The organism is Stakelama pacifica (genome assembly GCF_004361835.1).
Lineage (GTDB): Bacteria > Pseudomonadota > Alphaproteobacteria > Sphingomonadales > Sphingomonadaceae > Sphingomonas > Sphingomonas pacifica.
On record NZ_SNWD01000007.1, the window covers coordinates 146,740 to 158,717 of the forward strand.

21 protein-coding genes are annotated in these 11,978 nt (G+C 60.6%); all 21 read left to right on the forward strand.

Going from position 1 to position 11,978, the window contains the following annotated elements:
* Nucleotides 1-2 precede the first annotated feature (2 nt).
* The 21 genes from EV664_RS11550 (at nt 3) to EV664_RS11625 (ending at nt 11,975) form a co-directional block, all read left to right on the forward strand.
* Nucleotides 3-311 carry a hypothetical protein gene (locus tag EV664_RS11550; protein WP_133495869.1) on the forward strand — a complete coding sequence of 103 codons (309 nt, stop codon included), beginning with the start codon at nt 3-5 and terminating at the stop codon, nt 309-311.
* Entirely contained in the window at nt 312-446 is a 135-nt protein-coding gene (locus EV664_RS19670) for a hypothetical protein (protein WP_268237673.1), read from the forward strand.
* The gene (locus tag EV664_RS11555) at nt 443-1,069 is read left to right on the forward strand and encodes a hypothetical protein (RefSeq protein ID WP_229668230.1); all 627 of its coding nucleotides are present in this window, start codon (nt 443-445) and stop codon (nt 1,067-1,069) included. The genes EV664_RS19670 and EV664_RS11555 overlap by 4 nt, the downstream gene beginning before the upstream one ends.
* The gene (locus EV664_RS19245; RefSeq protein ID WP_162848830.1) at nt 1,069-1,239 is read left to right on the forward strand and encodes a hypothetical protein; all 171 of its coding nucleotides are present in this window, start codon (nt 1,069-1,071) and stop codon (nt 1,237-1,239) included. Before EV664_RS11555 ends, EV664_RS19245 begins: the two co-directional genes overlap by 1 nt.
* Nucleotides 1,236-1,715: a hypothetical protein gene (locus tag EV664_RS11560; RefSeq protein WP_133495870.1), complete on the forward strand. Its 480-nt coding sequence runs from the start codon at nt 1,236-1,238 to the stop codon at nt 1,713-1,715. Before EV664_RS19245 ends, EV664_RS11560 begins: the two co-directional genes overlap by 4 nt.
* Complete coding sequence (locus EV664_RS19250; RefSeq protein ID WP_162848831.1) at nt 1,712-1,858, forward strand: hypothetical protein; 147 nt, start codon at nt 1,712-1,714, stop codon at nt 1,856-1,858. Before EV664_RS11560 ends, EV664_RS19250 begins: the two co-directional genes overlap by 4 nt.
* The gene (locus tag EV664_RS11565) at nt 1,855-2,595 is read left to right on the forward strand and encodes a DNA-methyltransferase (RefSeq protein WP_133495871.1); all 741 of its coding nucleotides are present in this window, start codon (nt 1,855-1,857) and stop codon (nt 2,593-2,595) included. The genes EV664_RS19250 and EV664_RS11565 overlap by 4 nt, the downstream gene beginning before the upstream one ends.
* Nucleotides 2,592-3,164 (forward strand): hypothetical protein, encoded by a 573-nt coding sequence (locus tag EV664_RS11570; RefSeq protein WP_133495872.1) that lies wholly within the window; start codon nt 2,592-2,594, stop codon nt 3,162-3,164. The genes EV664_RS11565 and EV664_RS11570 overlap by 4 nt, the downstream gene beginning before the upstream one ends.
* Nucleotides 3,161-3,478 carry a hypothetical protein gene (locus EV664_RS11575; protein WP_133495873.1) on the forward strand — a complete coding sequence of 106 codons (318 nt, stop codon included), beginning with the start codon at nt 3,161-3,163 and terminating at the stop codon, nt 3,476-3,478. The genes EV664_RS11570 and EV664_RS11575 overlap by 4 nt, the downstream gene beginning before the upstream one ends.
* Before the next feature lie 151 nt (nt 3,479-3,629).
* On the forward strand, nt 3,630-3,866 hold the full coding sequence (locus EV664_RS11580; RefSeq protein WP_133495874.1) for a DUF2312 domain-containing protein: 237 nt from the start codon (nt 3,630-3,632) through the stop codon (nt 3,864-3,866).
* Between the two features lie 2 nt (nt 3,867-3,868).
* Complete coding sequence (locus tag EV664_RS11585; RefSeq protein WP_133495875.1) at nt 3,869-4,219, forward strand: PDDEXK family nuclease; 351 nt, start codon at nt 3,869-3,871, stop codon at nt 4,217-4,219.
* Nucleotides 4,216-4,407 carry a hypothetical protein gene (locus EV664_RS11590; RefSeq protein ID WP_133495876.1) on the forward strand — a complete coding sequence of 64 codons (192 nt, stop codon included), beginning with the start codon at nt 4,216-4,218 and terminating at the stop codon, nt 4,405-4,407. Before EV664_RS11585 ends, EV664_RS11590 begins: the two co-directional genes overlap by 4 nt.
* Nucleotides 4,401-5,819 (forward strand): replicative DNA helicase, encoded by a 1,419-nt coding sequence (locus EV664_RS11595; protein ID WP_133495877.1) that lies wholly within the window; start codon nt 4,401-4,403, stop codon nt 5,817-5,819. The genes EV664_RS11590 and EV664_RS11595 overlap by 7 nt, the downstream gene beginning before the upstream one ends.
* Nucleotides 5,819-6,586 (forward strand): hypothetical protein, encoded by a 768-nt coding sequence (locus EV664_RS11600; RefSeq protein WP_133495878.1) that lies wholly within the window; start codon nt 5,819-5,821, stop codon nt 6,584-6,586. The genes EV664_RS11595 and EV664_RS11600 overlap by 1 nt, the downstream gene beginning before the upstream one ends.
* A 15-nt stretch (nt 6,587-6,601) precedes the next feature.
* Complete coding sequence (locus EV664_RS19255; protein WP_162848832.1) at nt 6,602-6,760, forward strand: hypothetical protein; 159 nt, start codon at nt 6,602-6,604, stop codon at nt 6,758-6,760.
* A gap of 22 nt (nt 6,761-6,782) precedes the next feature.
* Nucleotides 6,783-6,959: a hypothetical protein gene (locus tag EV664_RS19260; protein ID WP_162848833.1), complete on the forward strand. Its 177-nt coding sequence runs from the start codon at nt 6,783-6,785 to the stop codon at nt 6,957-6,959.
* A gap of 225 nt (nt 6,960-7,184) precedes the next feature.
* Complete coding sequence (locus tag EV664_RS11605) at nt 7,185-7,820, forward strand: hypothetical protein (RefSeq protein WP_133495879.1); 636 nt, start codon at nt 7,185-7,187, stop codon at nt 7,818-7,820.
* Nucleotides 7,817-8,023, forward strand: coding sequence for a hypothetical protein (locus EV664_RS11610; RefSeq protein ID WP_133495880.1), 207 nt, complete (start codon nt 7,817-7,819; stop codon nt 8,021-8,023). Before EV664_RS11605 ends, EV664_RS11610 begins: the two co-directional genes overlap by 4 nt.
* A gap of 9 nt (nt 8,024-8,032) precedes the next feature.
* Complete coding sequence (locus EV664_RS11615) at nt 8,033-8,533, forward strand: terminase small subunit (protein WP_133495881.1); 501 nt, start codon at nt 8,033-8,035, stop codon at nt 8,531-8,533.
* A gap of 8 nt (nt 8,534-8,541) precedes the next feature.
* Entirely contained in the window at nt 8,542-9,951 is a 1,410-nt protein-coding gene (locus tag EV664_RS11620) for a phage terminase large subunit (protein WP_229668232.1), read from the forward strand.
* A gap of 41 nt (nt 9,952-9,992) precedes the next feature.
* Nucleotides 9,993-11,975, forward strand: coding sequence for a phage portal protein (locus tag EV664_RS11625; protein ID WP_133495882.1), 1,983 nt, complete (start codon nt 9,993-9,995; stop codon nt 11,973-11,975).
* Nucleotides 11,976-11,978: the final 3 nt, after the last annotated feature.

Sequence of the window (11,978 nt, forward strand, 5' to 3'; positions counted from 1 at the left end):
CGATGGGCTGTCCTTTTGATGTTGGCGATGTCGTGGTGTGTGTGGATGCGAAGGGCCGCTTCGATCCATGGACCGGCGAACGTGTTGATACGATGCTCGCAGAAGGTCGTCACTATCGGGTTAGCGGACTGTTGCCGCCGGTCGATGGCGAATATGGTGTGCAAGTTGCTGGCCTGTCGCCCAAAAGGACGGCCTTTTGGGAAGCCGCATACGCTCACTGGCGCTTCCGCAAGATCGACGATGAGCAATACCCGGAAGCCCTGAGCCGCATCCGTTCCCTTGGCAAAACCAAAGAGCGGGAGGCGGCATAAATGGCCTACCTCGCCCTTTGCGTCATCTGCACGCTGGTCATCACCCTGCTTATCCTGACCGCGCCCGAAGGCTGGCAGGACGAGCGCGGTTTCCATCACGGCGCGGAATATCGCGATCATGGCGTCGGCTCGTGACCGATCAGCCCCGCACCATTGCGGCGCTCTACGTCGAAACGGATGGCTGCTATTTCGGTCTCGACGGCGTTGATCCGTGGGACGAGCCGCGTGATGCTCGCCGTTATGCCGGGCCGCATCCCGTTGTCGCACACCCGCCTTGCCAGCGGTGGGGCGCTATGGCGCGCGTCAACTATGCGCGTTGGGGTGGCGAGCACAATCGACCGGGTAACGACGGCGGTTGTTTCGCCAGCGCCCTGCGATCGGTGCGAACATATGGCGGCGTGCTTGAGCATCCGGCTAAAACCCGCGCTTGGAACGCCTATGGGTTGATTAAGCCGCTCCGTACGGGCTGGCAGCGCTGCGCTACTGGTGGATGGGTATGCGAGGTTTGGCAATCTGCCTATGGCCACCGAGCCAACAAGGCTACGTGGCTTTACGCCTTCGGTGTCGAGCCATTTGATTTTGATTGGTCGCGTCCTATTGGGAGCCATCAAGTAGGCTTTCACGATCAGCGCGGGAAAGATCGAAACAAGCCGACGCTTTCGAAAGCAGAGGCCAACGCTACCCCGCCCGCTTTCCGCGACATGCTCATCGCAATGGCCCGAACGGCTCATCGCGCCACCTCGTCGGAGGCGGCTTGATGACCGATCAGCCCCGCCATTTCCCAACGCCTGCGAGCGCTGCGCACCAGTCGCGCGGCCTCGGCAAGGCGCACCTGTTTTTCGGCGTCGATCGGGAGGGGGAGGCGCTGTGCCTCTCCGGTCCCGTCGATGCTGTTCTCAATCCCTTTCATGCCCGGAGGATTAAATGACGCAGCGCACCATAGCAGCGGAATTGGCGCCTATCGTTTCCCGCGATCGTGTAATTGATACGGTTCGCCCGCTTCTCCGCACCGCGATTGTCATCGAGCGCCGGTTTACGGTTGAGGACTTGCACCGCCTGTCGGGCGTCTCGGTCCGCACGATCCGCTCTTACATGGCAAATGACCCGGGCGAAGTACGCGAACCGTCGCTATCCGCCGCCCTGTCGCTGGCAGTTGTCATCGGCCCCCATGCGGTCAACGCGGTGCTTGCGATTATCGGCTATGGCAACGCCTCCCCGATGGACGAGCCGGACGAGCGCGAGCCGATCCGCCTGCTTATCAACGGCATGGCGCATTGGGCTATCCTTACGCGCTGCGCCGCTGATGGCATTATCGACCATACGGAAGAGGCCGACACGACCAAAGCGGCTGATGGCCTCATTGCCGAGCTGCTCCCCTATTCCAGCACGGGGAAGGCGGCATGAAGTATCTCCGCATCCTGATCGCCCGCCGCGCCCTTGCCCGTATGGTGCAGGCCAACCGCGCCCGCATACAGTCACCCGAATACAAGGCGCGCTCCGCCGCCGCTCACAAGGGCTGGGCGACCAAGCGGAGGGCTGGGGCATGAGCCGCGTCGAACATATCGGCAATGCCACGCTGTATCTGGGGGATTGCCTAGAGATTATGCCTACGCTGGGGCCGGTTGATCATATCATCATGGACCCGCCTTATGAGGCGATCATGCACGCAAGCAAGGGCGGCATGAAGGGGCTTGTTCGTCCTGATGGCTCTCACCACTGGAAGCCGCTCGACTTCGCGCCGATTGACGAAATTCGCGACGAAGTAATCACGTGGGGCGCGCAATGCGATGGCTGGTTCATCGCGTTCTGCACTTCGGAAGGTGTGGGCCGCTGGGCTGATGGAATCAACCCCAGCCCGATGCGCTACAAGCGCGCCTGCGTGTGGGTGAAGCCCGACAGCACGCCGCAAATGAACGGGCAGGGACCGGCGCAAGGTGCTGAGCATTTTGTATGCGCATGGGCCGGGCAGGGATTCGCGCGCTGGAACGCGGGCGGCAAACGCGGCGTCTATACGCATTGCGTGAATAGCCCCGAACGCGAGGGCACGCACCCGACCGAAAAGCCGCGCCGCCTGATGAGCGAGATCATCGCGGACTTCACCAACACAGGCCAGACTATTCTAGATCCATTCATGGGTTCCGGCACCACTGGCGTTGCCGCTGTGATGGCCGACCGTCGGTTTATCGGAATTGAGCTGCAAGAGCATTATTTCGACATCGCTGCTCGCAGAATTGAGGAGGCTCAAAAACAGGGCGACCTGTTTATACCGGGGGCGGCGGCATGAAGATGTGTGGGCGCTGTGCTGTAAATAAGCCGGTCACGGAATTCCGGACTGACCCTCGCTACCGTGATGGACATGTTTCGTGGTGCAAGCAGTGCCATCGAGAGCGGAATAGTGAATGGGCGCGTCAAAACCGCGAGCGCCTGACGGCTAAATCAGCTGCTTGGCGTGCCTCGAACCTAGAAAAGGCACGCGAAACCAACCGTAGCTTTAAGCGCCAAAACTGTGCGCGCCTTCGTGATGAGTACTCTATCTGGGCGAAAGCTAATCGCGGTAAGCGCAACGCAGCTTCCGCCAAGTACAAAGCGTCAAAACTGCGCGCCACACCGCCATGGGCAAATCTTTCGAAGATAGCGGCAATCTATGAGAGGGCGAGTGCGATTCAGGCCGCAACTGGTCAGCGGATGCATGTCGACCACATTGTTCCCCTCCAGCATGAGCTGGTGTGCGGACTGCACTGCGAAACCAACCTGCAAATATTACCCGGCTCGCTAAACGAAGCCAAGCGCAACAATTGGTCGCCCGAGGACGCGCAGCGCCAAGGCAACCTTTTTGCAGGGGAAGCTGCATGAGCGGCGTTCTCTGGACCGAAAAGGAGGACAAGCTCCTACGCGCGTTCCCGTCGATCGACATGCGCATGTCTGAGTTTGTCGAAACCTATCTGCCGGGGCGCACTGTAGCTGGGGCGGAATACCGCCTGCCGATTGCACTTCACGGCGGCGGACGATCAACCAGCGGCTATCAGCCGGGATATGATCGCCCGACCGGCGGTCACAAACCCGAAAAGGCCAGCGCTATGCTTGTTGCCGCCTGTGACGAGATCGGCGGCACATGGGATGCTGACGCACAGCGCGCATGGATCAAGCGGCATGGGGTGGCGGCATGATGTTTCCCGCTCGCGTCCTGCTTCCCTGCGCCATCATCGACACCCGTACAGGCGTCTACAGCTTCCACCGCGTCTCTGACCCGGTGCGTAGGAGCCTGCCGCATTTTTCGGTCGATCGGCCTGCAATCATCAAACAATCGGAGAAACCCGCATGAGCGAGAGCATCGCCGCCGAAGAACTGCGCCTTCTTGTCGAGCGCATCGAACGCCTTTCCGGAGAGCGTAAGGGTATCAGTGACGATATTCGCGACGTGTTCAACGAGGCAGCATCACGCGGCTATGACAAGGCAGCACTACGCGAGATCATCAAAAAGCGCGCGATGGACGCCGACAAGCGCCGCCAGCGTGAGGACGCCATCGAAACCTATCAGCTCGCGCTGGGGCTGTGATTATGCGTGCCTCTGTTCAAGCACTGGGCCGGATGAAAGCAGGCAAGCAGAATAAGACCGAGGCCGCATACGAAGACTCGGTACTTAAGCCCGCGATGCAGGCCGGTGAAATCCTTTGGTATCGGTTTGAGGGCGTAAAGCTACGGCTGGCCGACAACACATTCTACACGCCAGACTATGCCGTGATGCGCGCTGATGGCGCGATCGAGGTCCACGAAGTCAAGGGGCACTGGATGGATGACGCGCGCGTCAAGATCAAGGTCGCTGCCGAGCAATATCCGTTCCGCTTCATCGCCGTGAAGCCGCTGCCCAAGAAGCGCGGCGGCGGGTGGGAAACAGAGGTGTTTTCGTGAACGTCATTCCGATCATCCCCGACGCTGACGCGGTGCAGGACGCATGGGACGATTACGTCGCGCTGGTCCGCGAGCGTGACGCAGCGCCTGAACTGGCGTCCGACATGGAACATGCCATGCGCACCGTGCGCGCCCACGAACGCTGGAAGCGATTGTTTCTTGCTGCCGACCGGAGGGTGTCATGCTGATGAACGCTATCACCACCGACGCGCCACGCGACGCATCGACGCTCGCCAATGCCGAAACCGAAGCGGCGCTACTTGGCGCGATGATGATGGAACCTCAGATCATCGATATCGCCGCCGACCGGTTGCGCATCGAGGATTTTTCCGAGCCTCTGCACGGGCGCATTTATGACGCGATCGTGCGCGAGCATTCGCTTGGCGGGCGGCCAACGCCGATCACGTTGCGCCCCATATTCCTGAACGATCCCGCCGATTTGGACGTGCCGTCCTATCTGGCTCAGCTTACCGGAAGCGGGGCGGGGCTGGTCGGGTATCGGCATTTCATCGACCAGATTGAAAATCTGTCGCAGCGCCGCGCCCTCGCACTGGCGCTGGACGATGCGCGCGCGGGAGCGGCAGACTTCGCTATTCCACTTGCCGAATTGGTGGATCGCGCAGACGCCGCAATCGTCGCATCGGTCGAGCGCCGGGAATCATCGAAAAGCACGACGCTTTCCGGCAGCATCGGCATGGCCGCGAAGCGCATTGCCGAGATCAAGGCGAATGACGGCAAGGTCGGATTTACGACCGGAATACGCCAGCTTGACGAGACACTGGGCGGGTTTGAGCCGGGGTGCCTTACCATCATCGGCGCGCGCCCTTCGATGGGAAAGACCGCCGTTGCGTGCAGCGCCGCGCTTGGGCTTGCGCGCAACGGGCACGGCACCTTGCTGGTGAACCTTGAAATGAGCGCCGAACAAGTCGGGATGCGCATGGCGTCAGACCTGTGCTGCCGCGCGCCACAGAACTGGATACCGTTCGAACGCATCGTAAACGGCACCACGAACGCGCAAGAGGACGACTTGCTCGCCAAGGCCGGTGAGCATGTGAAGGACTGGCCCCTCGCCATCGAGGACGGCGCGGGGATGACGCTGGCGCGGTTGATCCTGAAGGTACGCCGACACCGCCGCCAGATGGCCGCGAAGGGGCAACAGCTTCGCGTCGTGATGATCGACTATCTGCAACTGCTTCATTCCGACGATCGCCGCCAAAGCGCTTACGAGACGGTTTCCGAGGTCAGCAAGGGCCTCAAGGCGATGGCGAAGGAATTGGGGATCGCGGTCGTCGCGCTCGCCCAATTGAGCCGTGCGGTCGAGCAGCGGGAGGACAAGCGCCCGATGCTGTCCGACCTGCGTGACAGCGGGCAGATCGAGCAGGACGCCGATAACGTCCTATTCCTCTATCGCGAGGAATATTACCTCGAACGCAAGAAGGTCAGCAAGGCCGCTCAGGACGACCATGAGCGGCAATTGGCCGAGACGCGGGGGTGGCTGTCCCTGATCGTCCCGAAGCGCCGTCAGGGCCGCGTGGGCGAGTCCACATGCCTTTTCCTTTCCAACTATCAGGCGGTGCGTTCCGCCGAATGGGGGCGATAATGTCCGAAGGCGGTTTCGCGCTGATCCATCGCACGCTGCTGGGGCACCCGGCGTTTCGTAACGATGCAGAGGCGATGGCCTTTGCCTGGATGATCCTGCGCGCGGCGTGGCGTCCCACCCGCGTCCGGTACAAGGATCGCCCCATCACGCTCGCGCGCGGCCAGCTTGCCGTGTCGGTGCGCGACATGGCGAATGCGATGGATCGAGACAAGGCGTGGATCGAGCGACTTTTTAAACGCATGAAAAGCGAGACGATGATTGAGACAGTGACGACGACAGGCGTTACCGTCGTAACCATCTGTAATTATGATGATTTTCAGGCCGAACAAGACAGTTGCAAGACACAGCGTGAGACACATGCCGAGACAGACGCAAGACAGGCGCAAGACACAGAACAAATAAGGGAAAAAGGGAATAAGGAAAGAAGCTGGCTTGCGCGCCCACGCGAGGCAGTTTCCCTCCAGCCTGCTGGCCCAAGTGATTTTGAGCGGAAGGCTCAACAGATCGCGGAAGCTATCCACCTGACCCGCCCGATAGCCGAAATGGACCGCGCCCAGCTTCGCCAATGGCTGAAGGATGGACTGGACTTCGACGACATCGTGATGGTCGGCGTTCGCACCGTGACAGCGCGGGAGGAAGGCCGGGGCCGATCGGTCAGCGGTTTCCGATACCTGGACGGCGGGGTTCGCGACCGGGCCGCCGAAGTCGAACGCGAGATCGAGCATTTGCGCAGCCTGAAGTTCCCTGAGCGCGGGTTCGCGCTGTGACCGAGACCCCAGCCCATGGCAACCCAATTCCCGCTTACGCGGCTGATACTGGATTTTGCGCAAGCGGACACGGAACGCCTGCGCAAGGCCGACCCGGAGCGGATCGCCAAGCATTACCACATCCCGGTCGAATGGGTGCGCGAATATCTCAGCCGCGAGATGCAGACGCGGTGATCGGAACGAAGGGAAACGAGTGATGGAAGCGAAAGAACTGCTGGCGCTTGCCGCCTTTCAAGATAGCGCCGCTAAGTATTTCGAAAATCTGGCCGTTGAGGCCGGTGAGGACATGGCTTTCCAGGCCAACGCAAGCAATGCCCGGAACTGCCGTCGAACCGCAGCCGCCCTTCGCGCACATGCTTCGGAGGGGGAGTGATGCTCCACGACCTAGCGCTCGTCGGGCTGGGCGCGCTGATCGCCGCCACGTTCATACACAAACGCGAACCCGCCCCAACCTCGGCCCATCTTTTCGGTGAGGAAGTCGGAAGCCTCGCACAGCAAACGCTTCAACGCGCATCGTTCGCAGGGTCTGAATACCGCGCCACGTCATGCGCCACCTTCACCGTCAACGGTCACGAAGTGGAAATTGCGATGGCGGCCTATGGCGAAGATGGACCAGACTGCGAACAGCACCACAGCAACAAAGGGAGGGCATAGAATGAACCAGATTGCTACGATCGCGCCACCTGCCACGGTAGCGCTTGCACTGCCCGAAGACATCGACTTCGAAGCATGGGTAAATCTCGGCAGGGGCATCGTCACACAGCGCCGCCAAGCCGACTGGCTCATGGCAGACTGGTTCGCCCACGGTACCAAACACTTTGCCGACCGCGAGCAGGTGCAACTGATGCTTGTTCAGATGGGCGTGGATCAAAAACGCATCGCCGCAGACGCAAAGGTAGCAGAGCGGATTCCCGAAGGCTGGCGCTCCGACAAGGTGAGCTTCGAAGTCGCGAAGGAAATCTCCAAGATCGACGACCCCGCAATCCGGCAGCGCATGATCGTTCAGGCTGAGCGCGAACACTGGACGAGCCGCAAGGCGCATCACCATGTCGTAGAACACAAGGCCGCGACCGGAAGCCTGCTCCCCGAAGACGACGACGAAACACGGCAGGCGGTAGAGCTTATCCGATGCTGGAACCGTATCAGCCCCGAAGCACGCGAATACGCCTATGCGCTCATGGAGATCGCAGCAGGCAAGAACTACGCGCCGATTGATGAGGATGAAGCAGCATGAAGGCGTACAGCACCCGCACCATGTTAAGCCCGCCACCGGAGTTTGTCGGGTATTTTGTCGAGCACGGATGGTCGAAGGTAAACCGCCTTTACGGAAAGCGCGCGGCTCAGCGTTACTATCACATGCTTGGCCCCGAACGCCTGAAGGCGGCACGCAAGCGGCACAAGATGACGGCGGCTAAATCCGCGATGGCGGTAGGGTAGGAGGCTGCGATGGGCATGACACCCAAACAGGAAAGGTTCGTTGAGGAGTACCTCATAGACCTGAATGCCACTCAGGCGGCCATACGGGCAGGCTACAGCGCGAAAACGGCTCAGGAGCAGTCATCGCGCCTGTTATCGAATGTTATGGTCTCACAGGCCATTGCTGAGGCAAAAACGAATAGGTCGGAACAGACGGGCGTTGACGCGGCATGGCTGCTCAAGCGCCTGGCAGATGAAAGCGTTGCTGACGTGGGCGACCTCTACAATGATGATGGCACGATCAAGCCGGTGAAGGACTGGCCGCTTATTTGGCGACAGGGCCTTGTTGCGGGCCTTGAAGTCGAAAGCATCGGCGATGGCGCGGGGCATGTGACGAAGCTCAAGTTGTCTGACCGGGTGAAGCGCCTCGAACTGATCGGCAAGCATATCGACGTGCAAGCCTTCCGCGAACAGATCGCGCAGACGGGCGAGGTTCGCATGGTCGTGTCGCCTGAAGATGCAGAGCTATAAGCTAAACCGTGAACGCACCTGCTAACATCGGCCACAATGGCGGGCCACCACTTGCGAAACTGACCCCGAAGCAGCGCGAAGCCAACCGGCTACTAGCCAGTCCCGCCAGCCATATCATGCTTCGCGGTGGATCACGTTCCGGTAAAACGTTCCTGCTGCTGCGCGCCATCGTGCAACGCGCCCTGAACGCGCCGGGGAGCCGTCACGCCGTTTTCCGCCTGCGGTTCAACCACGCCAAGACCTCGATATGGTCTGACACCCTGCCCAAGGTGCTGAAGCTGTGCTTCCCCCAAATCAGGGCGCGGTTCGACAAGACCGACTTCTATGTTGAACTTCCTGGCGGATCGCAAATATGGATCGGCGGGCTGGACGATAAAGAGCGGGTCGAGAAGATTCTCGGTGCCGAATATGTCACGCTGTATTTCAACGAGAGCAGCCAGATACCGTGGTCATCAATCGAAATGGCCATGTCCCGCCTTGCGCAGAAGGTTGAACTTGCGCCAGCGATAGCCGCAGCGACCGGCAAGACGCACCTGACCCTGAAGGCATATTTCGATTGCAACCCGCCATCTAAGCTGCATTGGTCCTACGTGCTGTTCAAGCTTAAGATGAAGCCGGGGACGAAGGAAAAGCTGGCCGATCCCGACGATTACGCCGAAATGCTGGTGAATCCGTCCGACAACCGGGAAAACCTGCCCGATAAGTATTTCGACATTCTCGCCAACATGAGCGCGGCAAAGCGCTTGCGGTTCGAGGCCGGGGAATGGGCGAGCGAGGTTAACGGTGCGCTGTGGTCGCTGGATGATCGCGTTATCGAGGCGCGCAAGAACGAAGACGGCAGCATCACGCCAGCCCAGACGATTCCCGGAATTGACACCACGCGCATTGCCAAGGGAAAAGAGCCTGAGATGCAGCGGATCGTCGTGTCGGTCGATCCAAGCGGCACGAAAGGTGATGGCGGCGGCGATGATATTGGCATCGTGGTCGCTGGGCTGGGGGTCGATGGCCGCGCCTACATCCTGCTTGATGGTACTGTACAAATGTCACCGGAAGGCTGGGGACGCCGCGCGGTCGAACTGTATCACCGCTACAATGCTGATCGTATCCTAGGCGAGCGCAATTTCGGTGGCGATATGGTGCGCTTCACCGTGGCGACTGCGGACAAGAAAGCGGCATTTAAAGAGGTTGTCGCGAGCCGTGGTAAAGTCGTGCGTGCGGAGCCGATCAGCGCGCTATACGAGCAGAAGCGGGTTAGCCATGTGGGTGACTTCCCTGACCTTGAAGACCAGATGTGCAACATGACGGTTTCGGGCTATGTGGGCGACGGCTCGCCTGACCGCGCTGACGCGCTGGTATGGGCGCTCACCGAACTGATGTTGAGCAGCAAGTCGCAATACAGCCTCTCCGCACTCGCGTGACGGCGGCAAACTGACGGCGGCAAACCCGTAGCGTTCCAGCCATGTCCGGTGGCCGCATATCATCCTTCCGTCTCAAGCCGGGTTATTCTCTGGATAGCCTGACGAACTCGCTCACCGGCATGGGCATGGCGGGCGATCCGCGCACCGCAAACGCCTATGCCGCGCGCACCCTGAGCCAGTACGATATCGCGAGCGCCTATCGCGGCTCCGGGCTGATGCGCAAGATCATCACCATCCCGCCGTTGGATATGGTTCGCGAGTGGCGCGACTGGCAGGCGGATGGCGACCAGATCAAGGCAATCGAGGCAGAGGAAAAGCGCCTCGGCCTGAAGCAGAAAACCCGACAGGTCGAAGTCCTGCGCAAGCTCGGCGGAGGTGCGCTCATCATGGGGTTGCCGGGGGATATGTCACAGCCCGCGCCCACGACGATCGCAAAGGGCGGGCTGGCCTATATCCATGTGGTCAACCGCTGGCAGCTTACCTTTAACCGCCTGATCGAAGACAGCCGCGATCCGCGTTTCGGTGAACCCGAAATGTATCGCATGACGACGACACGCGGGCAGCAGCTCATTCACCCGTCGCGCGTCGTTCCGTTCCGGGGTGACCCGTCGCCCTCGCTACTTGGCGTGGCGAATTACGTGGAAGACTTCTGGGGCGAAAGCACAATTGCACAGGTTCTCGACGCGGTTCAGGACAGCGACACGGCGCGTTCGGCATTCGCATCGCTGATCACGAAGGCGCGCAACCTGCGCATCGGTATTCCGAAGCTGTCGGAATATGTCGCGACCGACGAGGGTGAAGCCCTGTTCCAGCGCCGGATGCGCAACTTCACCGTGTCGGAAAGCATGTTCAACGCGATCGTCTATGACGCGGGCGATGGGGATGGGAAGTCGGGCGAGCGCATCGACGACACCACCTATTCGTTCGGCGGCATGAAAGACGTGATGAACGCTTATGGCGAGTGGGCGTCCGCGATCAGCGACATTCCCGCCACCCGGCTGCTTGGACGCGCACCGGAAGGCATGAACGCCAGCGGTGAGTCGCAGCAAGAGGACTGGCGCAAGAAAATCCGGGCGATGCAGACGCTCGAAATGGGGCCGTGTCTCGATCGTCTAGACCCGTATCTGATCCAGTCCGCGCTGGGCAGCGCGAACCCTGACATTTGGTACGAATGGGCACCGCTCGACACCCCGACCGAGGCGCAGCAGGCAGAGACGTTCTTCAAGATCAGCCAAGCGCTCGAAAAGATCGCTGGGCTTACCGCTATTCCTGACCGGGCCTTTAACGAGGCGGTGCAAAACACGCTTACCGAAGGCGGGTATATGCCGGGGCTGGATAACGCGCTCGAAGGCATGTCCGACGAAGAGCGGTTTGGCCTGCAATCGAGCGTGGACCCGGCGCTTACCGATCCTTCAGCCCTTATCGAGGCGCAAGCAGCGAGCGCAAGCAGCGGAAAGGAAGGTGGTCAAATATCTCCCTCGACGGCGGGGGCCACAGCAAACAACACCCCCCGCCGCCGTGCGGCTAATGATGCGCGCTTCGTGGCAGATGCTGCGAGCAAGACGCTCTACGTCGAACGTAAACTGTTGAATGCAGCGGAAGTGATCCGGTGGGCGAAGTCGCAGGGCCTCGAAACAACGCTGGCACCAGACGATATGCACGTGACAGTCGCCTACAGTCGCGCCGCCGTCGATTGGTTCACGGTGGGCGAGGACTGGTCAAGCGATCAGGATGGCAAGCTACGGGTTAAGCCCGGTGGTCCGCGCACCGTAGAGCGCCTTGGCGATGGTGATGCGGTAGCGCTGTTGTTCCAGTCGAACGAACTGCAATACCGCCATGACGCGATCCGCAACGCTGGTGCCTCATGGGATTGGCCTGATTATCGCCCGCACATCACGCTCACATTGCAGGCCGAAGGCGTCGATGTTGATACTATCGAACCGTATCAAGGGCCGCTGGTGTTCGGCCCGGAACTGTTCAGCGAATTGGACCCGGATTGGAAGTCCGGCGTGAAGGAGCAATAAGCG